This is a genomic window from Asaia sp. VD9, from assembly GCF_037150015.1.
In the GTDB taxonomy this organism is placed as follows: domain Bacteria; phylum Pseudomonadota; class Alphaproteobacteria; order Acetobacterales; family Acetobacteraceae; genus Asaia.
Window position 1 is genome coordinate 1 of sequence record NZ_JBBCQM010000014.1, and the last position, 22,288, is coordinate 22,288.

Consider the following 22,288-nt stretch of genomic DNA (forward strand, 5'->3'; position numbering starts at 1 on the left):
GTCGAAGGGCCCCGAAACCCCAAGTGTGTTCGCAGTATACAATGATCGGAAAAGGTTAAAATGAACAATATGACCAAGATAAACCGCAATAAAGATACTAAACGAACCTCAATGACAAATATTGATAACGCGCCAATGATATTCGCGGACAAGGTCCCTGTGTACGGCACGATCGGTGATGTCGTTACGACCACTCTGGCAGCTGAGCGGCCCGTTGGCGAGGGGATCGCAATATCTGCGACGGTGCATCTACGCCTTACGCGGGATGCAGCGAAAGTGCTGGCAACCTCCCTGATGTCCGCCCTGGCGATGCTCGACGAGCGGGCTCCCTCTCGAGAGACGATGAATTAATATCACATCAAACGCACAAGTAAAAAATAATTAATAGATCTATATCTTGAGTACTTATGCTTATGTTTGGGTATCTGTGAAAAGTAAAAATAAGTCATAAATCTTTAAATGGTCTTTCTGTGGCGCTGTGACGAATACAGATATGTGTGCGGGTGCACGAGTTATTTGCTTCTCTTATTCGTAATCATGAATGAAGGATGAGTGCTTTGGCCAACAAGTATACTAATGGCGGTATAGTCTCAGATACAGAGACGTATGGCGATAGCTATAACATGTTTAATAATGGAAACAATGCGACTTTACGCGTGACCACCTCAGGGCAATTATTGTTCGAGCCCGTCGGTGGCTCCTCCACTGTCAATTTGTACGGTGACCTTGCCAATAGCGGAACGATCTCTTTTCGCTCTCAGAATCCCGGCCCAGGAAACATATTCAATGCCGGAACGAATTTTCTGAGTATATTACAGCAAACAAATGGAAATCTAGTATTTGATCAGACAAATGCGACCGGAGGCGCGAGTATCTATCTCCAATACGGAGTCATTACAAATGACTCAGGTAGTACGATCGATCTAGAGGCGGCCGGGGCATCGACCATCAGTGCGCCATATGTGCACAGCTTATCGAACGCGGGCACAATAAAAATCGTGGACACCAGTGGTACAGGTATGACTTCGAATTGGGGCGCAGGAGGTAACGCCATACTCAATAACACGGGAAAATTCACGATCGACGACTCTGATGGTACTACCGGCGCCACAATCAATTTCAACTTTCAGGGTGGAATCATCAATCGCGGTGTACTCAGTCTGAACTATCCTGTCGCGTCTACGGTCTATCTGCATGGCGGGAATAAGGGCGTCTATAATAGTGGCACTCTCAGCTTTGCTTCCGGATCTGATTTTGGTGCTACTGTTGTCATTGACGGTAAGGGACTGGCGAATAACGGAGTCGTTAACCTGACAGCTACGAGTTTGCGTATTGGGGATGGAGACGTCACCGGCGTGGGGAGTTTCAACCTTTCTGATGGCTCGAGCCTGGCTCTGAGCGCTGCGAATACTGCGGCTTCGGGGCAAACTTTCTACTTTAGCGGCGGAGACAACAGGCTAGATATTTCTTCTTTCAATACCGCAGGTATGTTCTCCGGGAAAATTCGTGGATTCAGTGCTGGTGATCAGTTATATACAGGTGTGACGGGAGATCTATACTATGACAGGTCGTCTGGTATACTAACGTTATCTACCGCATTCAGAAAGTATACTTATGACGTTGGAAAAAATTACGGAGGTACTTTTTCTGACTCCATTTTGGGTGTTATCACATATAGTGGCGATACGCCGTGCTATTTGGCAGGCACGATGATTCGAACACCCGATGGCGAGGTTGCGGTCGAGACAATTGAGTCAGGTGACAGTGTTTTGGTGCATGATGTCACTACAGGTGAACAAGCAGCCATGCGTGTTGTATGGGTAGGCTCGCGGACTGTCACTGTCCTTCCCAAGGTGGTTGACGATGAGTCGGGGGCTCCAATACGCATTCGGAAAGACGCGTTCGATATTGGCTCTCCCTCTGAGGACCTACTCGTAACGGCGGAACATTGTGTGCTTCTTGACAGGGCGTTCATTCCGGCTCGTATGCTCGTCAATGGCCGATCGATTTTTTACGATCGGTCGTTCCATCGCTTCCCGGTCTATCATATCGAAACCGAAAAGCACTCTGTGCTCATAGCCAATGATGTGCTTTCTGAATCCTTCCTTAATACAGGTAATCACGCCGTGTTTCGTCGTGTCGGCAGAGTTGTTCCGGCTCGCGCACCGCAAGTAGTGAACTGGGATGAGGCCGCAGCGCCCCTCTGTGTCGCAAGGGAGTTCGTTGAGCCAATATATCGATCGATACTTGCTCGTGCGAAGAGCGTTGGGTTCGCGCCTCAGGCGCCATTACTTACCCTGAATCAGGATGCAGATTTGCGCCTTGAAACGGATGGCGGCGAGGTCATACGTCCTGCCCGCATGGTCGGATCCCGAGCGATATTCAGAATTCCGCCACGTGTCGAAAATGTTCGTATTGTTTCTAATGCCAGTCGACCTTGCGACGTTGTCGGCCCGTTTGTCGATGATCGCCGCAAACTCGGCGTGCTGGTCGGTGATGTGACAATATATGATAGAAGTTCCAAATCTGAGATTACGGCGCATTTGTCGGATGACACCTTGATGGGCTGGTGCGCTGTCGACGCTGAGGACCGGCGTTGGACCTCTGGGAACGCACAGCTTTCCCTCCAGCCGTATGACGCAAGCGGTGTCGCAATTCTCGCGATCGAAATAATCAGTGCCGGGCCATATGTTGAGCCATATCACACTGATCATTTCCGTTCGAGCGAAGAGCTTCCGGTTTTGCAGGTTCCTGCTTAATCATCCGAGCGGGATCCTGGACAAGTACCGAGGTTATCTTCACGAACCGATCTGATCCGTTACCTTGCTCTAGGAGCGTATAGTCTTCGCCAGCGATTACAACAAAGGCCTGATGGGGCACCACGAGATCGCATTACAGCCGCAATCTTAGGGGAACCCGGAAGGATCGAATTGGCGTGATGGACGCGTAGTGGGCTTTGATCAGCGGGCTCCTATCGACTGAGCCGACCCTTGGCGGTCGACTTGCCAGGTTATGATTGGCAGTTACTTGCAGGCATGATTCAGGTGAGACCTGACCAGGGGCAGGGGGCGGCATCCGTTGCCATTTTTATGGCCAACCAAACAGTGTGTTTCTGCGCTTTCGACTTGGGGGCGCGGAGAGCCCCTCTAAGGCTTTGCTTCAGACAAAGGGCACAAGTCCGCGCAATCATTCTCCACAGTATCACGAGGAGGGATCGCGTTATGCGACGCCCCTGTGGGGCGCCACGCCGCTTTTTCGGAAAAGGGCACGTCCCTTCCATCCGGCTCTTCCGAACGGGTCGTCAAAAAGGGGCGGTATGTTGGTGGGGGTGGAGCCTGCTGGATGCTCCACCCGTTTGAAATCAGCCCAGAGCGTCCTGAACGAGGGCTGCCTGTTCGGCGAGGTGCTCGCTGGCCAGACCCGTTGCGGGGGACGCAGAAGCCTTGCGCCCGACGAAAATCGGACGGGGATGGGCGTGACTGACGCGCTCCGCCGAGTTCTCGATGCGTCTATCGACAAACGCCCAGGCGCCGCCATTCTGCGACTCTTCCTGACACCACACGATCTGCGCATTCGGATAGCGGGCAAGCTGCTGTGACAGCACGTCGCGCGGGAAGGGATAGAGCTGCTCAAGGCGAATGATTGCGACATCCTGACGATTGGAGTCACGACGCGCAGCGCGCAGATCGTAATAGACCTTGCCAGAGCAGAGAACCACGCGGGTGATGTCCTGATCCGGCAGCAAGGCGTCGGTTTCAGGCAGAACGGTACGAAAGCGCGTTTCCGGCCCGAAATCAGCCAGCTCGGAGACCGCCTCCTTGTGACGCAGGAGGGATTTCGGCGTCATGATGATCAGGGGTTTGCGGCATTCACGCGCGATCTGACGACGCAAGGCGTGGAAATAATTGGCCGGCGTGGTGATGTTGCACACACGCAGGTTATTTTCGGCGCAAAGCTGAAGGTAGCGTTCCAGGCGCGCGGAGGAATGCTCGGGGCCTTGACCCTCGTACCCATGGGGCAGGAGCATCACGAGACCGGAGGTGCGTAGCCATTTGGTTTCGCCGGATGCGATGAACTGATCGATGATGACCTGAGCACCATTCGCGAAATCGCCGAACTGGGCTTCCCACAGAACGAGCGCGTTCGGCGCCGCAAGGGTGTAGCCATATTCGAAGCCGAGAACACCGAACTCGGAGAGCAGAGAATTATAGACTTCGATCTTGGCCTGACCATCGGCGATATTGTTCAGCGGAACATAGTCGCTCTGGTTGAGCTGATCGACGAGCACAGCATGGCGCTGGCTGAACGTGCCGCGCTGGCAATCTTCACCCGACAAGCGCACGGGGTGATGCTGCAGCAGCAAGGAACCAAAAGCCAGCGCTTCGCCCAGCGCCCAGTCGATGCCGCTGCCGGTCTCGATCGCCTGACCGCGTGCCTGAATCACACGACGCAGGCGGGGATGCATCGCGAAGTCCTCGGGGATGCGCGTCAGGGCGGCGCCAACGCGCTGCAAGCCGGAGATGCTGATCCCGGTGACGGGCTGCTCACGCAGGGGCTCATCGGACAGGCGCGACGGATCCTGATTGCATTCGAGCCAGTCTTCGCGGCTCGGCTCGTAGGATTTCGCAGCTTCGAACTGTTCCTGGAGATGGTCCTGGAAGTACTGGAACTGGTCATCGGCCGTCTCGGCATCGATGATCTTTTCGCGGGCCAGCTTCTTGGCATAGAGCGCACGCGTTGTCGGACGCGCGGCGATGGCCTTGTACATGGTGGGCTGGGTGAAAGCAGGTTCGTCGGCCTCGTTATGGCCATGGCGTCGATAGCAGACGAGATCGATCACCACATCAGCCGCGAATTCGCGACGATAATCGGCCGCAAGCCGCGCACAATAGGCGGCGGCTTCGGGCTCGTCACCATTCACATGCAGGATCGGCGCATGGACCGCCTTGGCGATATCGGTGCAGTAAAAGCCAGAATGCGCATGGGCCGAGATCGTGGTGAAACCGATCTGGTTGTTGGTGACCACATGGATGGTCCCGCCAGTGCGGTAGCCGATCAACTGCGACATCGCCATGGTTTCGTAGACGATGCCCTGTCCTGCAAAGGCGGCATCGCCATGAATCAACAGGCCGAGATGGCGGTAGCGGTTTTCCAGTCCGACGCAGCCCTCGGAGTCCTGAATGGCGCGCACACGCCCCACCACGACCGGATCGACGGCCTCGAGATGAGACGGGTTGGGCAGAAGGGTGACGCGCACCTTCTCATTGGAGACATGCAGCGTGGCGGCGGTCCCCAGATGGTACTTTACGTCGCCCGAACCCTGCACATCGGTTGGCTTGAACGAGGCACCAGCGAATTCTGAGAAGATAGCGGCGAAAGGCTTTTGTACCACATTCGCCATCACGTTCAGACGGCCGCGATGGGCCATGCCGACCGAGACGCTGCGCGTGCCATGCTGAACCGATTGCTCGATGATGGCGTGCAGGGCAGGGATGGTGACTTCGCTGCCTTCAAGACCGAAGCGCTTGGTTCCGGTAAAGCGCTTCTGGCAGAAGCTCTCGAACCCTTCAGCCTCGGTGAGCTGGTTCAGAATGGTCTTCTTTTCGGTGGCGGAGAACATGTGACGCCAGTCATCGCCCTCCAGGCGATGCTGCAGCCACAGGCGCTGGGCGGCGTCCTGGATGTGCATGTATTCCACACCAATCGGCCCGCAATAGGTCTGGCGCAGGGCCGCGAGGAGTTCATTGATCGTGGCGCTCGCACGTTCCGGCAGGAGCGAACTGACCATCTGGCCGAGATAGATTGGGCGGTCGCGGTCCTGGGGGCCGAAGCCATAAGTGGCGGGGTCGAGTTCGGTATAGGATTTGGGAACCTGCAGACCCAACGGGTCGAGCCGTGACTCCAGATGACCGCGCACGCGATAGGCGCGAACGAGCTGAATGGCGCGGACGCTGTCATCCACGCTCGAAAGCAGATCGGTGGCGGAGAACTCGGTTCCGGGCCGTGAGGCAGGGGCGCTCTTTCCGCGTGCCTCGAGGAGCGAGGCCTGCTCGCCCCAGGCCGCCCGGTCTGCGCCGCAAAGGGCCGCAGCCTGTTCAGCGTCGAGCGCCTTGAACAGATCGGCGAAGGAGGGGTCCACGCTGCGGGGATCTGCGGCCCATTTGGCATGTAAGTCAGCCAGATAGACGGTATTGGCCCCGTTCAACGCTGTTGGTAACGAACCGATCTCACCCATGCTTGCAGCCCTCCCCGGCTGTCTCGTCCGGATTTGGATATCGACTTAAAATGGCACTCTCATGGCGGCAACAACCATGAAACTCTTGCCGATCAGCAACAAGCATAAAACTTTTCCGAACGATTTCAGTTCACAATCGCACGTTCTGAAGACGGGGCGAGAAAGAGTCGAAACTTTCATTCCGCGATCCCGTCTATAGACTCCGCACCAGAGCGCTCAGTGGTCTAACCTAATATGGGGCGTTCCGATATTGCAGTTTGGAGGGGTCTGTCATGCGTTGCATGCCCGCACTCGCGGTGGTCACGATTTCGCTACTGGTCCAGGTCATGCCCTGCGCCCACGCGACGCCCGAGCGTCCGGTCGAACAGCAGGGGCGCCATCTGGATTTTGATAACCGCGCGCCGCTGCGGTGCTCAACGGCACCTCATTTGGTGCGCACGGCGTACGAGCCAGGTACCGCAACAGATGCTGCCCCGGCTGCAGGCGACAACACGGGCAAGCCAGTTTCCCTGCGCGCGTGCTTCAGCGACACGGACCGCATTGGCGCGGGATACACCCAGTTTGTGCGCAACAGCGCTGTGCGTCACCCCCATCACCGCATGAAGGGCTGATAAGCATCTTGTGCGCTTGGGTGAGCAGGAATAGGCTCGCCTTCCATGTCACAGATCGCTCTTCAATATGAAGCCCTTGAACGGACCCCGATCAGCGAGGCCCCGTTCAGACATGTGGTCGTTCCGAACTTCGTGCGCGAAGAGGACCTCCAGACCCTTATCAATCTGATGCCGGCCATGCGTTCGGGCGGGTCCTTTCCGCCGGAGGGGCTGAGCCTGCACCCAACGGTCAAGGCGCTGACTAAGGAGTTGCAGGGGCCGAAGCTGAAGAAAATCGTGGCTGAGAAATTCGGCCTCGATGTCGAGAAAGCGCCGTCGATGCTCACCTTGCGCGGGCGCACCCGGGAGAAGGACGGGCGTATTCATCGTGACTCCGAGGCCAAGCTTGTTACGATCCTGCTTTACCTCAACCCGGAAAGCGCGGCCTGGTCGGCTCAGGAGGGGTGTTTGCGCCTGCTGAATGGCCCTGATGACATCGAGGATTACAATGTCGAGGTGAAGCCCGCCCACGGCACGCTGCTTATTTTCCCCAACGGACCGAAAACCTGGCACGGGCACCGTCAATATGTCGGGCCGCGTTATACTATACAGCTGAATTACATGGCCACGAATAACAAGGCGCGCTATGAACTGCGCCGTCATCGCCTCTCGGCGCTGTTCAAGCGCCTCTCCTTCGCGCGATGACAATCTGAGTCTGACTGGGGTGAAGAGATAATGGGTTACCGCGTTGCGGTCGTAGGTGCGACTGGTGCAGTTGGTCGTGAACTCCTGCGCATTCTTGCCGAGAGAGATTTTCCTGTTTCAGAGGTGGCGGCGCTCGCCTCGGCCCGTTCGACGGGGCAGGACGTGTCCTTTGGTGACAAGAAAGTCCTGAAAATCCAGAATCTCGAGACCTTCGATTTTACCGGCTGGGATATCGCCCTTTTCTCCCCCGGTGCCTCTATATCGGCTGTGCACGCCCCGCGTGCGGCCGCTTCAGGGTGCATCGTGATCGATAATACATCGCATTTCCGCATGGATCCGGATGTGCCGCTGGTGGTGCCTGAGGTGAATGCCAATGCGCTGAAGAAGATCAAGCGCAACATCATCGCCAACCCGAATTGCTCGACGGCTCAGATGGTTGTGGCACTCAAGCCGCTGCATGACCTGTTCACGATCAAGCGTATCGTGGTCTCGACCTATCAGGCAGTTTCGGGCGCGGGCAAGGATGGCATGGATGAGCTGTTCGCCCAGTGCAAAGGCAGCTTTGTGGGCGACCCGCCGACGATCGCCCAATTCACCAAGCAGATTGCCTTCAACGTCATCCCGCATATCGACAGCTTTATGCAGGATGGCTCCACCAAGGAAGAGTGGAAGATGGCGGTCGAGACACGCAAGATTCTCGACCCCGATATCAAGGTTGCCGCGACCTGCGTGCGCGTCCCGGTTTTTATCGGCCATTCAGAAGCCATCAATATCGAATGCGAGGAGCCGGTCGATCTGGCCCGTGCCCGTGAAGCCCTGCGTGAGGCCGATGGCGTGATCCTTCGAGACGAACGGGATGATGGCGGTTATGTGACCCCGATTGAATGCGTGGGCGAGGATGCGACCTATGTTTCGCGTCTGCGTATCGATGACACGGTCGAAAACGGTCTCGCGCTATGGTGCGTCTCGGACAATCTGCGCAAGGGGGCGGCACTGAACGCGGTCCAGATCGCAGAGGCGCTGATTGCGCTCGATCTGATCAAGTCGAAGGGTTGATCAGATCCAGATAGATTACATCTCTGTCATCAAAGCAAGTTTGGCATTGCGTGTGCAACAAGCAGTGCCAAACTCTGTTCAAGGGTGGATGCGGGATTCTCTCGCAAGGGCCTGAACGGAGATGACAATGCCTGTTATCGACACGCTTGCCGCCGGGTTTTTGGCGCTTCTGGCTCTGGGTGCTCTGCGTCTTGCCCCCGCGCCTCGCATGGTGCCGGTACGGGTCAAACGGAAACCGAACTCCCGCTGAACGGTTCTAAGTCTCTCCTCTTCCCCGTTCTGATCGAGAGACATGGCGTTCAATAACAAGCTCCCCGCAAATCCGGTACCCGCCGGTGGCAAGACCGGCATCCTGATTGCCAATCTTGGTACGCCCGACGGGACGGATTACTTTTCGGTCCGCCGCTATCTGGGCGAATTCCTGTCAGATCGTCGCGTCATCGAGGCGCCCCCGGCGATCTGGCAGCCGATCTTGCAGGGCGTGATCCTGACAACGCGCCCTTCGAAGAGCGGCGAGGCCTATGCCCGGATCTGGGATCGCGCCGAAGATGCCAGTCCTCTGCGTGTCTATACGCGCAATCAGGCTGAGAAGCTTGCCGAGCGTTTCGGCGCGGATCTTCCGGTGAGCTGGGGTATGCGCTACGGAAAGCCGTCCATTGCCGAGGCGGTGGAGGAATTGATGGATCAGGGCTGTGATCGTCTGATCTTCCTGCCGCTTTATCCGCAATACAGCGCCACGACGACGGCAACGGCGAACGATCAGCTTTTTCGCACGCTCATGACGTTGCGACGTCAACCAGCCGTGCAGACTCTGCCAGCTTTCCCCGATCATCCACTCTATATTGCCGCGCTTGAGAAATCTGTGCGTAATCATCTTGCGACGCTGCCTCGCAAGCCTCAGAGGCTCGTGGCATCTTTTCATGGTCTGCCCAAGCTTTGCGTCGAAAAGGGGGATTATTACCCCGAGGATTGTGAGCGCACCCTGCGCGCCCTGCGCAAGGCGCTCGACCTTAGTGAAGAGCAGATGCCCATCACCTATCAGTCGCGCTTCGGCCCTATGGAATGGGTACAACCTTACACCGCCCCCTATGTGGCGGCTCTGCCCACGCAGGGCATAACCCGCATTGCAGTGATCATGCCGGGTTTCATCAGTGACTGCATCGAGACACTGGATGAGATCGGTAATGAGCTTCGCGAGGAATTTATCGAGGCTGGTGGAGAAGAGCTCACACTGATCCCGTGCCTCAATGACAGTGATGGCGCTATCGATCTGCTCGAGGCGCTCCTACGAGAAGGCCTGCCCCAAAAGTAATCGCGCAAATGGCTTTTTGCGCGGGCGAGGGGAGGTAAAGCGATAATGCCTCTCCTCAAGACGAAACCAGCCTGCCCAGGTGGGTTGTGTGCCAGTAGATGCCATGAAACAAGTGCGACCGGATTTATGTTCTTGACTGCGACACAGAAAATATAGTCACGCAATGACTTGATGTTTCATAACAAGTCCGTTGTGTGAAATATCCGAATAGCGTCATCGCTGTAGATCGGAACCGCATATTGTGCAATAAGCTCGCTATCTTCATTCTTACGAGCGAGTTTGCTTTATGGCCGAGAATCTTCCCAGTGTCGCCCTTGCGCTATTCGTGAAGGACGAATTCTCGGATATCGCGGGCTGGATTGCCTGGCATGCGGCGCTTGGTGTGAAGAAGTTTTTTATCTTTGAGGATTATTCCTCCGATGGCACATGGGAGATCCTGCAATCTGCAGCTCGGTGCTATGATATCACTCTCAAGCGAACGGATCCGGTGACGCAGCCGGACTTCTATTGGCGGCAGCGTGATTCATTCATGGAGGCGGCGGAGGAGAGCCGGGGCAAATATGACTGGCTTGGCTTCCTGGATGGCGATGAATATGTCTATTGCCGACACTTCGATAGTCTTCCAGAGTTCCTGCGTGGGTTCAAACATGCAGACGCCATCGCCTTTTCCTGGCGCATCCATGGAAGCTCGAACAGGGTCGTCAGACCCAAATTGCCAACTGTCGAGGTCTTCACTCAGCACTCTACCGAAGAGCTCGGTGATAATGTTCTTGTCAAGAGCTTCGTGCGACCGGAAAAGCTAGGCCCGAATTATGGAACGCCGCACTGGTTCGACGTCGCGGTCGAGCGCTATGTACGACCGAGTGGAAAATACGTCGAGAGCGCCAACTCGGTTCAGGAAATCGAGTGGTCGCACGCGTTTGTCATGCACTACATCTGCCGAAGCATGGAGCATTATATCCAGCGCATCAAACGCCGGCTGAATGTCGATCTCTCCGACTCGTCGGGGTATTGGGATCATTTCAATCGCAACGATGTCGTCGACCATGAGCCGCTTGCATTGATGCCGCGCGTCGAGCGATATATTGCGCCGATTTATGAGGAAATGGTCCGGAGCGCCGTCCAGCATCTCCGTGCGGGATTTTTGGCTTCTGGGGTACTTTCAAGTCAGACGTTGCAAAACCAGGAAGATGCTGGCGAGATTCACGCCGTAGTTTATCGGTTGCGCAGTTTCTTCGGAACATATTTCTATTATTCGCCGCGTGCGGGCCAGGTTGTTCACGCTGAGGAAGCTCATGCTCAGCGCGAGGGTCTGGCACCCGTTGTGGGGAGTATTGATCCTGCGACGCCACATCTCATCACTTTCTATGTGCCCAGTCAGGTCGATACGTTCATCAAGTTTCCGCTCGATCCGAGAGCGATGAAAACGATTGCGTTTCGGATCGTCCCGCAAGGAACAGACCATGTCGCGCTGTTAAGCCCAGTTCAGAACCTCTATCTCGCCCTTCTTCCGCCGCACGATGGACAGGGCGTAACCGAGGCCAACAGGCATCAGGCAGGTGAATGGGAGCAACTTACCCTCGAACCGATCGATGTTGCCCCGCCGCGCACATTCGCGTCGCCTCTTCCTTTCAAGCCTGACCTGGAGACAACCGCAAGCGACGTTATTGGCTGGATACGCAACGCGCCTGCCGCGCCCAGCAATGATGAATTTCTGCGGGTCCTCTATTCCGTTTCGCCAGCGGTGCGGGCTGAGGTTTCGCGTTATGTGCCGGGCCTGCTCTGGAACGTGCTCGCCTGAGCATCCAGGGGAGCATTCCACAGCGTAACGCTCCCCATTGCGTATCGGATGATCTTGTTTTGTTCCTGCCCCTGATGGCATACAGGGTCCATGGTCGAGACAGCCGAGACAGGAACTGTGCGTCGCATCATCCATATCGATATGGATGCTTTCTACGCATCGGTAGAGCAGCGTGACGCACCGCATCTCCTTGGGCGTCCCGTCGCGGTCGGTCGTGGTGAGGGGCGCGGGGTTGTCGCCGCTGCGAGTTATGAGGCGCGTCGCTTCGGGGTTCGTTCCGCCATGCCCTCGCGTACGGCCCTGAGACACTGCCCTGAACTCGTCTTCGTTCCGCCACGCTTTGATGTCTACCGTGCTGTATCGCGCCAGATCCACGAAATCTTTGCGCGATACACATCGCTGATACAGCCGCTCTCCCTGGATGAAGCTTATCTCGACGTCACCCATTGTTATGAAGATCATGGTTCAGCCACGGATATCGCCCGTCAGATCCGGGCCGCCATCGCACAGGAAACCGGCCTGACTGCTTCGGCCGGTATTTCCTATAATCGCTTTCTCGCCAAGCTCGCCTCAGACCATCGTAAGCCTAACGGGCAATTCGTGATCACTCCCGCCATCGGGCCTGATTTCGCGGCCTCCCTGCGTGTCGAACAGTTTCACGGAATTGGACCGGCCACGCGGGCGCGGATGAACAGGCTGGGCATCTTCACAGGGGCCGATCTGCGCGAGATTCCTGTCGAGACTCTCTCGCGTCATTTTGGCAAGGCAGCGGCGTTCTATGCCTCGATTGCGCGCGGTGTCGATGACCGACCCGTAGTCGCGGACCGGATACGCAAATCCATCGGCACGGAAACCACTTTCGAAAGTGACGTCAGCGCTTTAGACCCTGCGCGGTGCATTCTCGACCAGCTATGTGCTAAGCTCTGGGTACAATGCCAGGCCCATGGGCTGATGGGGCGGACATTGGTCCTCAAACTGAAATACGCTGACTTCCAGATGACCACGCGCACGCGTTCCAATTTGTCGCCGTTCGAGAGTGAGGGCGCGATCCGTGCGCAGGCTATGAGCCTGCTCGAGGGTTTTTTTCCGCTCGAGCGCCCGATCAGGCTCATGGGTGTGGCGCTGACGAGCCTGGCTACAGAGGATGAAGGCGAAAAAATGGCGCAGCTCACACTTTTTGGTGAATCCTGACGGAGCTTTAGCACTGGTCTGAACGTTGGGTGAGGGCATCCCCCTCCGGCCAAAGGAACAGCCGTCATGCTCTCAGTGTTTTCGACCTCTTCGCTTTGGCTCGGCGCTCTTGTTTCGGTCGTGATCTGCGCCCTCGGTGCGGGGTAAACCATGCCCAATGCGCTTGATTACAAACACGCAAGGTGACAGGGCGCGCAGGGGCTGGCAAAGCTGAGCCATATTCCACGGATAAAGCTTCAAGGAAATCGTGATGGAAGCGGGGCAGGCTCGGGCACTGCGTTCCACGACCGGACGCATCATGCCGGTCGTTTCCCTCAATCTGATCATCTATGTCGTCATCGGTCTGCCCATGGCGGTCATCCCGATTTTCGTCCATGACGTCCTGCACTGCAACACGGTGATCGCAGGGTTTGCCGTCTCCCTTCAGTATTTCGCGACATTCGCTTCGCGTGCTTCAGCGGGTCGGCGTATCGACACCCAGGGACCCAAGCCCGTAGCAGTTCTCGGCCTGGCTCTCGGAATCGGGTCCGGTGCTCTAGTTCTGGCATCTGGCTTGAGCGCACGCCTTATCCCGTTGTCCTTGCTCTGTCTCTTTGTTAGCCGTCTGGCCCTGGGTTGGGCTGAAAGTTGGGCCTCGACCGCTGCTATCGTCTGGAATATCCGACGGGTAGGCGCTGCAAATACGGCGCAGGTCATTTCCTGGAATGGCATCACCTCTTATGGCGGTATTGCCCTGGGCGCCACGATCGGCGAGCAGCTCTCCCATCTCGGCGGCGGCTGGGGCGGGCTCGTGACGCTGGGTGTTGTCTCTACTATCCTGCCAGCGATTGGCACGGCGCTGGCCCGTGCCTACCCAGCCGTTGCCCCCATCAAGCATGATGCGCCTGCCATGCCTTTCTCTAAGGTATTCAGGCTCGTCCTGCCGCATGGCTGCGCTTTGGCTGCGGGCTCGGTCGGCTTCGGTGCTATCTCATCCTGCCTTGCCCTCTATTTCGCGGCGGAGCACTGGCCTGACGCCGCGCAGGCTTTGGCCGTTTTCGGGATGGTGTTCGTGATCGTGCGTTTCGTATTTGCGCGTCAGATCGGGCGCATTGGCGGCACGAATGTCGCGCTGATCTCTCTTGGGGTCGAAACGCTTGGCCTGCTGATCCTGGCCTTCATGCCTTCTGCCGAGGCCGCAACTCTGGGTGCAGCAGTCACGGGTGCCGGATTCTCCCTTGTTTTTCCTGCTCTGGGGGTGCTGGCGGTGGATCGCGCGGGAGCGCAGAACCGCGGCGCAGCGCTTGGTGCGTTCTCGGTCTTTCTGGATCTCGCCATCGGGATTTCGGGACCGCTTCTGGGCCTTGTCATTCATTCGGCAGGATATGAGGCTCTGTTCATCTTCACGGCTTGCGTTACATTCCTGGGGATCGTGCAGGTTCTGAGGTTGCAACGCGCGGCTAGAGCCTGACATCCCCAAGCGAAGAAGGGGCCACTCCCCTGACTGGCCCAATATGGTTCAAAAGGAAGTAATCGACATGACGATCGCTGCCGCCGCCGTGTTCTGCGGTTCGCGCCACGGCTCTGTGCCCGCCTTTGGTGAGGCCGCTCGCGAGATGGGGGCCGGGCTGGCCGAGAGAAATATTCATCTGGTTTATGGCGGTGGTGCAGTAGGGCTCATGGGCGTGGTCGCTGACGCCGCACTCAGGGCGGGTGGAAACGTGACCGGTATCATCCCGACTTTTCTGCATGATCGCGAGGTCATGAACGACAAGGTGACGGATCTGATTGTCACAGAGTCGATGCATGAGCGTAAGCGCCTGATGTTTGCGAAGGCCGACGCCTTTCTGGTCCTGCCGGGCGGGCTGGGTACTTTCGATGAGCTCATGGAGATCATGACCTGGCGTCAGCTCTCCCTGCACGATAAACCCATCGTGATCGTGAATATCGCCAATTGGGCCGTGCATATCGTGGCTGCTCTGGAAGCGGCGATCGAGCAGGGACTGGCCGATCCTTCGGCGCGCGGGCTTTATGAGGTGGTGGAGAGCGTGTCCGAGGCGTTGGCGGTGCTCGGTCGAGAGAAAAAGCGCGAGGAAAAAGCGCAAACTCATCGACTTTGAGGGGGCACCCCCTTGCGGAGGGGCGCTTCAGGCAGTATAGCCCCATCCATCGGTTCGGAGTGTAGCTCAGCCTGGTAGAGCACTGTGTTCGGGACGCAGGGGCCGGAGGTTCGAATCCTCTCACTCCGACCAGATCTTCCTTCAAGATCAGGTCTTTTCAGCGCCGCAATCGGCAATAGCATGCGATTACTGGCGGCGCCTTTCTGCATGAAAAATATCTTCCGTAGGGCGATCCTGTTGTCGTTCAGGGCGGACTGTTTACGCAGTAACGTAGCCAGATGACCCCAGCGTTTCGGGTTTCCACGTGATCGAGGCGCAGGCTCACGCCTTGAGCCGGCTGTGTCGTGGCGGTGCCGCTGTAATCGAAGACACTGGCAATGCCAGCCTGTCCATCCAGACCGGGATAGATCAGCAGGCTGATCGCATCGACCAGTCCTGCTTCCAGAAATGCCCCATTGATCCGCCCACCGCCTTCGAGCAGAAGCCGCCGACGCCCGAAATCGCGATGAAGGGCGCGCATCGCGGCAGGCAGGTCGTGACCGTCCTCCCCGGCAAAGCAATAGGACACCCCCACCCCACGCAGATGCTCCAGATAGGCATCGGCCACGCTCTCGCCCAGAATGGCCACGACGGGATCTCCATCCAGATCGGCGCGCTCATGACGAAGCTTGCCGTAAGGATCGATCAGGATCGCCAGTTTTTTCTCGAATGCCGCGGCGATATGGGACATTCGGGGCAGCAGGCGCGCCCCCTGGGGCATCGGATCGTCCGTTTTCAGAAAATGGGCCGAGGCTGTGGTTCGGCCGATGATCCATCCATCTGCGTCGAAGCTTTCTTCCAAGGCGAAATACTGGTTGACCAGCGTGTCGCGCGCCTGACCGTCAGCCGGAAGCGACCATCGGTCAGTGTCGATCCGTCCATCGATGCTGCTCATCATATGGCAGAGAATATGGGGGCGGTTCATGCCAGACCTCTTTCTTCGACACGTGTTCCTGCGGCATGAGCGTGGAAAAAAGCTTCTCCCCGCTTCACGCCTGCCGTCCAGAACCTAGACCGGTGGTGAGCGCGCGATTAGTGGGCGCCTTCGATAAGGCGTTATGCCTGCGTTTCATGAAACTTCCTTTTCAGCGCGGCGATGCTGTTCCCTGTCCGGCATTCAGACCGTCCGCTGCTTTGGCTCTCGCCAAGACGGCCAAGGCCCTTTATCGCTGGAACGAGGTCTGAGGGGCGGAAGGACAGGAGCGCGTGAGTCATCGGGTCTATCTGCTCGCGGCGCTTATAGGGCTCGGCATTCTGTGCTGCGCCAGCCTGATGATTGGCCGTTATCCCGTCTCGTTTTCTGCCCTGTTCCAATTCTGCCTCGGGCAGGGAAATGCCTCGACGCATCTGGTTCTGACCCAGGCAAGGATGCCGCGTATTATCGGCGCTATCGTGATCGGGGCGGCACTCTCCGTATCGGGTGGCGCGTTTCAGGCCGTGTTTCGCAATCCGCTGGTGTCGCCCGATCTGCTGGGCGTTCTCAGCGGGGCGGCTTTCGGGGCCGCTGGAGCCATCCTGCTTCATGCCACCGGCCCATTCATCGGGCTGGCAAGTTTCTGCGGCGGATGCTGTGCCGTGGCCTGCGGTTTTGCCATTGCCCGTCTGGTCGGACAGGCGGGGGTGCTACCTCTCCTGCTGGGCGGCCTGATCAGCAGTGCGCTGTTCACCGCGCTGCTTTCCCTGCTCAAATACGTGGCCGATCCCTATGATCAGTTACCCGCCATCATCTACTGGTTGCTGGGCAGTCTGGCCCGTACGAGCTGGGCAGAACTGGCGGTGGTCGCGCCCATGCTCTGCCTTGGCATGGCACTTCTTTGGATGGGGGCACGGGTGCTCGACACGCTTTCCCTGAGCGATGATGAGGCGCGGAGCCTCGGTCTGCCGGTGGGCGTATTGCGTATGGTCGTCCTGGTGCTCGCGACGTCCCTCGGAGCCCTGACGGTTTCCATGGCGGGAATCATCGGCTGGGTCGGGTTGATTATCCCTCATATGGCACGGATCATGGTGGGTCCCTCTCATCGCATTCTGTTGCCTCTTGCGGCTCTGCTCGGGGCATCCTGCCTGCTTCTCGCCGATACGGCCTCGCGGAGCCTTTCCGCCTCCGAGATACCGCTCGGTATGATGACCGAGCTTTTCGGGGCACTGGGCTTCATTCTGGTGCTCAGGCAGCTCCGCCGCGAGGGGCGTCTATAGGATGCCCCATCTGAGGCTCGAAAAACTGAGTTTCACCCGTCAGGGAAGGGTCATCCTGCGGGATCTGTCGCTCTCTTTCGCAGAGGGCCAATTGGTTTGCCTGATGGGCGCAAACGGGGCGGGGAAGACCACGCTGCTGCGCCTGATTCTCGGGCTCCTGCGGGCGAGTGACGGAGGGATCACGCTTGACGGGCGTGCAGTACATGATTTCGGGCGGCGTGATCTCGCACGCATCCTGGCTTATGTCCCGCAGAACCGCGAAACCCCGCCGCCTTACAGCGTCGGACAGATCGTGGCGATGGGGCGTCTGCCTTATACGGGGCTCATGCGGGAAAGTCGGCCTGAAGACCAGTGCATTGTGACGCGCATCCTGATGCAGCTCGGGCTGGATGCGCTGCGCGACCGACCCTGCACATCCCTTTCGGGCGGGGAATATCAGCGCGTGCTCCTGGCGCGCGCCCTCGTGCAGGAAACACCGATCCTTGTGCTGGATGAGCCGCTTTCTGGGCTGGATTTCGGTCATCAGATCCGGCTCATGGTCCTGCTCGGGGCTCTGGGGAAGGCAGGGCGGCTGATCCTGATGACAGCGCACCAGCCCGATCTGGTCTATCGCCATGCCACGCATGTGGTGCTGCTCGAGCAGGGCAGGGTTCTCGCACAGGGCACACCCGACACCATTCTGGAGGAGAGGCGTCTCAGCACGTTCTATGATGTCTCGCTCACCCATCATGATATCGGGGAGGCGCGTTTCTTTGCGGGGGAGAGCTAAATCATGACCCTTTTTTCCAAAGGGCGTTCTGCCCTGCTCTGTGCTGTCCTGGCGTCTGGGGCTTGCGGGATCATCCCGGCGCAGTCCGCTCCCACGAAGGCTGCACCCGTACGCATCGTCGATGGCTGGTACGCCCATAATGCCACGCTCATCATGCTGGGCGCGGTCGACAGGATCGTTGGCAGTGTCGTCACACCCGCCCGTTTCCCCTGGATGATTTGCGTGGCGCCGTCCCTGAGACAGGCGCGGATATTCGACAGCATGGCGCTCAATGCCGAGGCGGTTCTGGCACTTCATCCCGATCTGGTTTTCGTCACGCGCGATTCCGGGGTGGCCCCCTCACTCGAGGCTGTGGGACTGGATGTTGCCCCTGTGGGGTTTACCGATTTCGGGGGGATGCTGAGAACGATCGATGACACCGCGTCGCGGCTCGGCACGAAACTGGCGAGAGAACAGGCCGCATCCTATCGCGCCGATTTCGAAAAAGTTCTGGCTCGAGGGGCGCGCGCGCCCGCAGCTTCACGGCACCGTATCCTGCATATCGCGTCGCTCGACCCCCTGACGGTCGATGGCGATCGCAGTATCGTGGATGAATGGATACGCGATGCCGGCGGCGTCAATGCGGCCCAGAATGTGCATGGCAACAAGCGCCCTGTTTCCATGGAGCAGATCCTGAGCTGGAACCCTGAGATAATTATCCTGGGGGCCGATGCCGGATCGACGGACGTATTGAGCGGAGACCCCCTCTGGTCCCGTCTGTCGGCGGTACAGGGTCATCGTGTCTTTCGCAATCCTTCAGGGGTATTCAACTGGGATCGCTACAGCCCTGAACTCATGCTGCAACTGATCTGGGCGCGTCGGATCATCCGCGACGGTCATATCGACCGGGGCGCGATGATCACTCAGATCCAGAGCTTCTACGAGAAATTCTACCGCCACCCGATCGATGAGAACGAAGCGGCGCGTATTCTGGATGCGCGTCCGCCTGAGGCCGAAAAATGCCATTGAGGCGCCTCAGGCATGCCCGACAAGATTGGACAATGAAAGCGGGTCGATATTGATCGTGGCGAGCGCCTTGCGCCATTTGGACAGGTGATTGATCCCGTAGATCAGATCATCCGACGCCGGGGCACTCAGCCAGGCATTCTGACGGATGATCTCGTCTTCCAGCTGCCCCGGCTCCCACGAGGCGTGACCCAGCGCGAGCAGTGCCTGTCGAGGGCCTTCGCCTTTGGCGATCTCGTGCAGGATGTCCAGGCTCGCGGTCAGGCAATTCTCGTTATTCACCACCAGGCTATCGTCGCGCTGCCAGTCTGCCGAGTGCAGCACGAAGCCACGCGTCGGCTCTACCGGCCCACCGGCGCAGAGATTGATGCGACGCTTGGGCGGTGAGGGGGTGATTTCGAGCTGGTCGAACAGGGTTTCAAGCGTCGGGTGCGGCACGCGCTTGTTGATGATCAGCCCCATGGCGCCATCCTTCTCGGAATGGGCGCAGAGATAGATCACGCTTCTGGCAAAGTCTGAATCGCCGAGAACGGGGCTCGAAATGAGGAGGCGCCCCGTCAGCGCATCGGTGGACGTTGTGAAATCAGAAGCCATGGGAGAAAATGTCGGCCATTGGATGGGGTTTTGCAAGTCCGGGCAATTCGGCAACCATCACGGACGTGACCCGTCAGAACGGGAGCGACATCCGCATGACCCTGAGGCAGAGAGGAAAAAGACGATGGCAGTTATTCTCGTGACAGGTGCAACGGCCGGTTTCGGTCGGGCCATTGCTGTACGTCTGGTGAAAGAAGGGCATCGTGTGATCGGCACGGGCCGTCGCGCCGATCGTCTGGACGCCCTGCGTCGTGAACTGGGCGACGCGTTTCTGCCCCAGGTGCTGGATGTGACCGACGCAGGAAAGGTGGCTGCACTGCCGGAGACCCTGCCAGCGGACTGGCGCAAGGTCGAGGTGCTGATCAACAATGCCGGGCTCGCCCTCGGGGTTGGTAAAGCCCAGGATTCCAAGCTGGAAGACTGGAAAACGATGATTGACACGAATGTGACGGGTGTTGTCGAGGTTACCCGCGCGTTTCTTCCACAAATGATCGAACGCAACCACGGCTATATCATTACCCTTGGCAGTATTGCCGGCACCTATCCCTATGTCGGGGGTAATGTGTACGGTGCGACCAAGGCGTTTGTCGCCCAGTTCATGCGCAATCTGCGCACGGATCTTCTGGGCACGCGTATCCGTGCGAGCACGATCGAACCCGGTCTGTGCGGTGGCAGCGAGTTCAGCAATGTCCGGCTTCGCGACAACCAGAAGGCTGCGGATGTGTACAAAGGCACTGATCCGCTGACGCCCGAGGATATTGCGGGAACGGTTTCATGGCTCCTCAGCCTGCCCCCCCACGTGAATATCAACGCCATCGAAATGATGCCTGTGTGTCAGGCAGCTGGTGGTCTTGCAGTGGATAGAAAAAGTGACTGAACTCACTCTCGGCGTGGCCCGTAAACTCCCCGGGCGTTACCTCATCAAGGACGGACGCGACTTCGAGCTCAAATCCGTCAAGCCTGACGACCATGGCGGGCTCGGAAAGGACCATGTAGAGGCCTGGCTGACCAAGCGGCGCGCGCATCTGGGCGCGCTGCAGGAGCGTCTGGCTGCGGAGCACAGGCATTCTCTTCTGGTGGTGCTTCAAGGCATGGACGGGGCCGGTAAGGACAGCCTGATCCTGAACGTCATGACAGGCATGAACCCGCAAGGCACGAAGGTCGTCTCGTTCAAGAAGCCGAGTGACATCGAACTTTCGCATGATTTCCTCTGGCGTGTGCACATGGCCATGCCGGGGCGCGGTCAGGTCGGGGTATTCAATCGCAGCCATTATGAGGATGTTCTCGTGGCGCGCGTCCATGCCGATACGCTCAATACGAATGGTATGAAGGGTGATCCTGGCAAGCCCGAATTCTGGAATCATCGTCTCCAGGATATCCGGGATTTCGAGGCCTATCTGAGCCGCCAGGGCATCCATATCCTCAAGGTAATGCTCCATATGTCGCCTGAATGCCAGCAGGAGCGTCTGCTCCGGCGTCTGCATCGGCCTGACAAACGCTGGAAATTCGATGAGAGCGATCTGGCGGAACGCCGCTTCTGGCCTGCCTATCAAACAGCCTATGAAGAGGCGATCCGGGCGACGGCCTGCGAACACGCACCCTGGCTCGTCGTGCCTTCGAACAAGAAATGGTTCTCGCGCCTGGTCGTGATGGAAGCGCTGATCGAGAAGCTCGAAAGCCTGAGTCCGGAACCACCGCCGCCGTCGCCGGAGATTTTGAAGAATCTTGAACGGCTCGAGGCGAAGATCAAGGAATGCACAATTCCCAAGTGAGGAAAACGGGGCTTTGCCCCGCTTCCCCTCCGGGAGGGCGGTTTCTCATGGGTGGCCGCCCGACGACGAGGGGTTCACGGCTCTCGATCCCCGCTGGGATCGGGGCTGAAGTCGGGTCCCGGCTTTAGCGCGCGGCGCTGCGCGCGGTCTTGATCTGGCTGCGCATTTCTTCGGCGGAGATGGCGCCCGGGATAATTGCGCTGGTGCCGAATACGAAGGTGGGCGTGCCGTCCAGGCCGATCAAACGAGCTTCCGCGAGATTTTCGTTGATCTGCGCGGCAACGCTCGAAGCGTGCATATCGGTCACGAGCTTGTCGGCATTCAGGCCATTGGCGGTTGCAAGCTGGCGAATACGGTCCAGGGTAGGAGGCGTCGTATCCTGCATCAGTGCGTGCTTCATCTTTTCATAGCCGCCTTGCAGGGCCGCGGCGAAGATGGCCTGGGTATCGAGCACGCTCTTCTCGCTCAGGACGGGGACGAGCTTCTCGACAAGCCGCAGCTTGGTGTCTGATTTCAGCAAGGCGTCGACCACGGGCACCATGCTGCGGCAATAGCCGCAACGCGGGTCGAGGAATTCCACGATCGTCAGATCGCCCTCGGGGTTGCCACGAATTGTGTAGTCGGGCCCCTTCTGCAGGCGCTCGCGATCCGATTTCACGTGGGTCAGCGCGTCATCGGCAGCTTTCTGCTGAGCGCCCTGGCGCAGGGCGACGATGGCGTCGCTCAGGATGCTCGGATCGTTCTTGAGGGCGTCGCGCAGGATCGAGACGATCTCGGCACGTTGCTGGGGCGAGAAACTGCTCGCGGGTTCGGCCAGGGCGGGGATGCTGGTCGAGGCGCTCAGACCGAGGGCCAGAAGGGCGCCGGCGAGCTTGGTGCGGGTCGGGCGGGTCATGGGGCGATCCTGCAAGGCGTAAGACAAGGAGG

Annotated in this window: 20 protein-coding genes and 1 tRNA gene; 17 read left to right on the forward strand and 4 right to left on the reverse strand. The window is 58.3% G+C overall.

From position 1 onward, the window contains the following. Positions 1-60: 60 nt before the first annotated feature. A complete protein-coding gene (locus tag WFJ47_RS14350) occupies positions 61-351 on the forward strand; it encodes a hypothetical protein (RefSeq protein WP_127099814.1) in 291 nt (96 codons plus the stop codon). Between the two features lie 197 nt (positions 352-548). Then, the gene (locus WFJ47_RS14355; RefSeq protein ID WP_336763878.1) at positions 549-2,759 is read left to right on the forward strand and encodes a Hint domain-containing protein; all 2,211 of its coding nucleotides are present in this window, start codon (positions 549-551) and stop codon (positions 2,757-2,759) included. Positions 2,760-3,361: 602 nt separating this feature from the next. Here the strand turns inward: WFJ47_RS14355 and WFJ47_RS14360 are convergent. Next, positions 3,362-6,235 (reverse strand): 2-oxoglutarate dehydrogenase E1 component, encoded by a 2,874-nt coding sequence (locus WFJ47_RS14360; RefSeq protein WP_336763880.1) that lies wholly within the window; start codon positions 6,233-6,235, stop codon positions 3,362-3,364. Positions 6,236-6,507: 272 nt separating this feature from the next. Here WFJ47_RS14360 and WFJ47_RS14365 point away from each other — a divergent pair, with 272 nt between their 5' ends. From WFJ47_RS14365 to WFJ47_RS14410, 10 genes are all read left to right on the forward strand, one after another. After that, positions 6,508-6,846 carry a hypothetical protein gene (locus WFJ47_RS14365; protein ID WP_336763882.1) on the forward strand — a complete coding sequence of 113 codons (339 nt, stop codon included), beginning with the start codon at positions 6,508-6,510 and terminating at the stop codon, positions 6,844-6,846. A gap of 45 nt (positions 6,847-6,891) precedes the next feature. Beyond that, the gene (locus tag WFJ47_RS14370) at positions 6,892-7,530 is read left to right on the forward strand and encodes a 2OG-Fe(II) oxygenase (protein ID WP_336763883.1); all 639 of its coding nucleotides are present in this window, start codon (positions 6,892-6,894) and stop codon (positions 7,528-7,530) included. Between the two features lie 30 nt (positions 7,531-7,560). Next, on the forward strand, positions 7,561-8,586 hold the full coding sequence (locus WFJ47_RS14375) for an aspartate-semialdehyde dehydrogenase (RefSeq protein ID WP_336763884.1): 1,026 nt from the start codon (positions 7,561-7,563) through the stop codon (positions 8,584-8,586). A gap of 127 nt (positions 8,587-8,713) precedes the next feature. After that, positions 8,714-8,836 (forward strand): hypothetical protein, encoded by a 123-nt coding sequence (locus WFJ47_RS14380; protein WP_255424145.1) that lies wholly within the window; start codon positions 8,714-8,716, stop codon positions 8,834-8,836. Positions 8,837-8,878: 42 nt separating this feature from the next. Further along, positions 8,879-9,898 (forward strand): ferrochelatase, encoded by a 1,020-nt coding sequence (gene hemH, locus WFJ47_RS14385; RefSeq protein WP_336763887.1) that lies wholly within the window; start codon positions 8,879-8,881, stop codon positions 9,896-9,898. Between the two features lie 286 nt (positions 9,899-10,184). Further along, complete coding sequence (locus WFJ47_RS14390; RefSeq protein ID WP_336763889.1) at positions 10,185-11,699, forward strand: glycosyltransferase family 2 protein; 1,515 nt, start codon at positions 10,185-10,187, stop codon at positions 11,697-11,699. 90 nt (positions 11,700-11,789) lie between these two features. Beyond that, positions 11,790-12,890 (forward strand): DNA polymerase IV, encoded by a 1,101-nt coding sequence (dinB, locus tag WFJ47_RS14395; protein ID WP_336763891.1) that lies wholly within the window; start codon positions 11,790-11,792, stop codon positions 12,888-12,890. Between the two features lie 250 nt (positions 12,891-13,140). Next, a complete protein-coding gene (locus tag WFJ47_RS14400; RefSeq protein ID WP_336763893.1) occupies positions 13,141-14,340 on the forward strand; it encodes an MFS transporter in 1,200 nt (399 codons plus the stop codon). Between the two features lie 67 nt (positions 14,341-14,407). Continuing rightward, the gene (locus tag WFJ47_RS14405; RefSeq protein WP_127099794.1) at positions 14,408-14,989 is read left to right on the forward strand and encodes a TIGR00730 family Rossman fold protein; all 582 of its coding nucleotides are present in this window, start codon (positions 14,408-14,410) and stop codon (positions 14,987-14,989) included. Between the two features lie 55 nt (positions 14,990-15,044). Then, a tRNA-Pro gene (locus tag WFJ47_RS14410) sits at positions 15,045-15,121 on the forward strand. Positions 15,122-15,233: 112 nt separating this feature from the next. Here the strand turns inward: WFJ47_RS14410 and WFJ47_RS14415 are convergent. Continuing rightward, positions 15,234-15,953, reverse strand: coding sequence for a dihydrofolate reductase family protein (locus WFJ47_RS14415; protein ID WP_336763896.1), 720 nt, complete (start codon positions 15,951-15,953; stop codon positions 15,234-15,236). 281 nt (positions 15,954-16,234) lie between these two features. On the opposite strand from WFJ47_RS14415, the gene WFJ47_RS14420 reads away from it, so the two are divergent. The 3 genes from WFJ47_RS14420 to WFJ47_RS14430 are packed head-to-tail and all read left to right on the forward strand — an operon-like array spanning position 16,235 to position 18,998. Next, positions 16,235-17,221, forward strand: coding sequence for an iron ABC transporter permease (locus WFJ47_RS14420; RefSeq protein WP_336763898.1), 987 nt, complete (start codon positions 16,235-16,237; stop codon positions 17,219-17,221). 1 nt (position 17,222) lies between these two features. After that, positions 17,223-17,990, forward strand: a complete 768-nt coding sequence (locus WFJ47_RS14425; RefSeq protein ID WP_336763900.1) for an ABC transporter ATP-binding protein — start codon at positions 17,223-17,225, stop codon at positions 17,988-17,990. Between the two features lie 3 nt (positions 17,991-17,993). Beyond that, positions 17,994-18,998, forward strand: a complete 1,005-nt coding sequence (locus WFJ47_RS14430; RefSeq protein ID WP_336763902.1) for an ABC transporter substrate-binding protein — start codon at positions 17,994-17,996, stop codon at positions 18,996-18,998. 6 nt (positions 18,999-19,004) lie between these two features. Here WFJ47_RS14430 and WFJ47_RS14435 read toward each other — a convergent pair whose 3' ends face one another. Then, entirely contained in the window at positions 19,005-19,589 is a 585-nt protein-coding gene (locus WFJ47_RS14435) for a YqgE/AlgH family protein (protein ID WP_127101001.1), read from the reverse strand. 124 nt (positions 19,590-19,713) lie between these two features. Between WFJ47_RS14435 and WFJ47_RS14440 the strand changes: the two genes are divergently transcribed. Continuing rightward, positions 19,714-20,466 carry an SDR family NAD(P)-dependent oxidoreductase gene (locus WFJ47_RS14440; RefSeq protein WP_127101003.1) on the forward strand — a complete coding sequence of 251 codons (753 nt, stop codon included), beginning with the start codon at positions 19,714-19,716 and terminating at the stop codon, positions 20,464-20,466. Beyond that, positions 20,459-21,361: a PPK2 family polyphosphate kinase gene (locus WFJ47_RS14445; RefSeq protein ID WP_233581959.1), complete on the forward strand. Its 903-nt coding sequence runs from the start codon at positions 20,459-20,461 to the stop codon at positions 21,359-21,361. Before WFJ47_RS14440 ends, WFJ47_RS14445 begins: the two co-directional genes overlap by 8 nt. 124 nt (positions 21,362-21,485) lie before the next feature. Here the strand turns inward: WFJ47_RS14445 and WFJ47_RS14450 are convergent, their stop codons facing one another. After that, a complete protein-coding gene (locus tag WFJ47_RS14450) occupies positions 21,486-22,256 on the reverse strand; it encodes a DsbA family protein (RefSeq protein ID WP_336763904.1) in 771 nt (256 codons plus the stop codon). Positions 22,257-22,288 lie beyond the last annotated feature (32 nt).

Excerpts from the sequence above, each read along its gene's own strand:
- WFJ47_RS14360 (WP_336763880.1), bottom strand. The coding sequence starts at position 6,235 with ATGGGTGAGATCGGTTCGTTACCAACAGCGTTGAACGGGGCCAATACC.
- WFJ47_RS14355 (WP_336763878.1), top strand. The coding sequence starts at position 549 with ATGAGTGCTTTGGCCAACAAGTATACTAATGGCGGTATAGTCTCAGAT.
- WFJ47_RS14375 (WP_336763884.1), top strand. The coding sequence starts at position 7,561 with ATGGGTTACCGCGTTGCGGTCGTAGGTGCGACTGGTGCAGTTGGTCGT.
- WFJ47_RS14430 (WP_336763902.1), top strand. The coding sequence starts at position 17,994 with ATGACCCTTTTTTCCAAAGGGCGTTCTGCCCTGCTCTGTGCTGTCCTG.
- WFJ47_RS14370 (WP_336763883.1), top strand. The coding sequence starts at position 6,892 with ATGTCACAGATCGCTCTTCAATATGAAGCCCTTGAACGGACCCCGATC.
- WFJ47_RS14440 (WP_127101003.1), top strand. The coding sequence starts at position 19,714 with ATGGCAGTTATTCTCGTGACAGGTGCAACGGCCGGTTTCGGTCGGGCC.
- WFJ47_RS14435 (WP_127101001.1), bottom strand. The coding sequence starts at position 19,589 with ATGGCTTCTGATTTCACAACGTCCACCGATGCGCTGACGGGGCGCCTC.
- WFJ47_RS14380 (WP_255424145.1), top strand. The coding sequence starts at position 8,714 with ATGCCTGTTATCGACACGCTTGCCGCCGGGTTTTTGGCGCTTCTGGCT.
- WFJ47_RS14405 (WP_127099794.1), top strand. The coding sequence starts at position 14,408 with ATGACGATCGCTGCCGCCGCCGTGTTCTGCGGTTCGCGCCACGGCTCT.
- dinB (WP_336763891.1), top strand. The coding sequence starts at position 11,790 with ATGGTCGAGACAGCCGAGACAGGAACTGTGCGTCGCATCATCCATATC.
- WFJ47_RS14415 (WP_336763896.1), bottom strand. The coding sequence starts at position 15,953 with ATGAACCGCCCCCATATTCTCTGCCATATGATGAGCAGCATCGATGGA.
- WFJ47_RS14390 (WP_336763889.1), top strand. The coding sequence starts at position 10,185 with ATGGCCGAGAATCTTCCCAGTGTCGCCCTTGCGCTATTCGTGAAGGAC.
- WFJ47_RS14425 (WP_336763900.1), top strand. The coding sequence starts at position 17,223 with ATGCCCCATCTGAGGCTCGAAAAACTGAGTTTCACCCGTCAGGGAAGG.
- WFJ47_RS14350 (WP_127099814.1), top strand. The coding sequence starts at position 61 with ATGAACAATATGACCAAGATAAACCGCAATAAAGATACTAAACGAACC.
- WFJ47_RS14400 (WP_336763893.1), top strand. The coding sequence starts at position 13,141 with ATGGAAGCGGGGCAGGCTCGGGCACTGCGTTCCACGACCGGACGCATC.
- hemH (WP_336763887.1), top strand. The coding sequence starts at position 8,879 with ATGGCGTTCAATAACAAGCTCCCCGCAAATCCGGTACCCGCCGGTGGC.
- WFJ47_RS14365 (WP_336763882.1), top strand. The coding sequence starts at position 6,508 with ATGCGTTGCATGCCCGCACTCGCGGTGGTCACGATTTCGCTACTGGTC.
- WFJ47_RS14450 (WP_336763904.1), bottom strand. The coding sequence starts at position 22,256 with ATGACCCGCCCGACCCGCACCAAGCTCGCCGGCGCCCTTCTGGCCCTC.